Origin of the sequence: Pseudomonas edaphica, assembly GCF_005863185.1 — a bacterium.
Lineage (GTDB): Bacteria > Pseudomonadota > Gammaproteobacteria > Pseudomonadales > Pseudomonadaceae > Aquipseudomonas > Aquipseudomonas edaphica.
The window spans coordinates 1-1,642 of sequence record NZ_VBVZ01000929.1 but is presented as its reverse complement, the minus strand read 5'-3'; the positions used below and the strand labels follow the sequence as shown (position 1 = coordinate 1,642).

Sequence of the window (1,642 nt, the reverse complement as noted above, 5' to 3'; positions counted from 1 at the left end):
AAAGCGCCCTACCAGTTGAAAAACAAACCCTTGGTGATGAGCCAGGCGCTGATCAACAAAGTGCGCAACACCCCCGGCGTGCGCCGCGCGATGGAGTTCTATGCACGCGGCCAGATTGTTGATGGCCGCCGCGAGTGGTACCACGTCAGCCGTCACTTCAACCGCGATGAAATGGTCGCCCAGGCCAAGCTGGCCTACGACATGAAGTGGTACTTCCCGGCGATCCGCACCATCAGCCAGGCGCAGTACTGGGATGATCTGGATATTCGTTTCCCGATGGCACACCGCGACACGCTGGTACGCGAAGCCAAGGTGCGTGGCCTGCATTCAAGCTGGGTGTTCGCCATCACCCGCCAGGAAAGTGCCTTCATGGACGACGCGCGCTCCGGCGTCGGCGCCAGTGGCCTGATGCAACTGATGCCCGGCACTGCCAAAGAAACCGCACGTAAATTCAGCATCCCACTCGCCTCCCCGGCCCAGGTGCTGGACCCGGACAAAAACATCCAGCTCGGCGCCGCCTACCTGAGCCAGGTACACAGCCAATTCAACGGCAACCGCGTACTCGCCTCTGCCGCCTACAACGCCGGCCCCGGCCGTGTGCGCCAGTGGCTGCGCGGTGCCGACCACCTGAGTTTCGATGTGTGGGTGGAAAGCATCCCGTTCGACGAAACCCGCCAGTATGTGCAGAACGTGCTGTCTTATTCGGTGATCTACGGGCAGAAACTCAATTCACCGCAGCCGCTGGTGGATTGGCATGAGCGGTATTTTGATGATCAGTAAGACTGACTGAAGTGCGATCAGCAGGCTTGCTGTGGCCAACAGGTTTCATTTGGCCACCAGGCTTTATGTGGCAAGTAGGCTTGTTGTGGCGAGCAGGCTTGCCCTGCGCTGGAGTGCGAAGCGCTCCCCATTCAGCCCCGCCGCGGTGTAACTGATAGGCCGAGTCGGCAAGTTTTGGGGCTGCTACGCAGCCCAACGCGGGGCAAGCCCGCTCGCCACATAGATCAAGCTAGCCTTCGTTTTTCACAACCTCACCGCCATCACTGAACTGCAACGCCGCTAACCGTGCATACAACGGATTACTCGCAATCAACTGTTGATGCGTACCCACTGCCACCAGCTTGCCCTGGTCCATCACCGCAATCCGGTCGGCGTTCTTCACTGTGGCCAACCGATGCGCAATCACCAGCGTGGTGCGGCCCTGCATCAGTTGCGGCAAGGCTTGCTGAATCAGGTGCTCACTCTGCGCATCCAGGGCGCTGGTGGCTTCGTCCAGCAGCAGGATCGGCGCATCCACCAGCAACGCGCGGGCGATGGCCAGGCGTTGGCGTTGGCCGCCGGACAGGCCCATACCGCCGTCGCCCAGATGAGTCTGGTAGCCATCGGGCATTTGCAGGATGAAGTCATGGGCGTGGGCGATGCGTGCCGCGGCTTCGACCTGTTCGCGGGTGGCGGACGGGTTGCCATAACGGATGTTTTCTTCAACGCTGCCGAAGAACAGCGCCGGGCTCTGGGAAACCAGCGCGAAATGACGGCGCAGGTCCATTGGCTCGAGTTCGGTCAGCGGGTGGCCCTCAAGCAGGATGCGGCCTTGCTGCGGATCGTAAAAGCGCAGCAGCAAATCAAAGATCGTCGATTTACC

At 60.8% G+C, this 1,642-nt stretch carries 2 protein-coding genes; one reads left to right on the top strand and one right to left on the bottom strand.

Annotated elements, in window-relative coordinates:
- Nucleotides 1-780, top strand: a 780-nt coding sequence (locus FEM54_RS32180; RefSeq protein WP_171045963.1) for a transglycosylase SLT domain-containing protein, incomplete at its 5' end; no start/stop codon positions are given.
- 229 nt (nucleotides 781-1,009) lie between these two features.
- Here FEM54_RS32180 and FEM54_RS32175 read toward each other — a convergent pair.
- Nucleotides 1,010-1,642, bottom strand: a 633-nt coding sequence (locus FEM54_RS32175; RefSeq protein WP_138454236.1) for an ATP-binding cassette domain-containing protein, incomplete at its 5' end; no start/stop codon positions are given.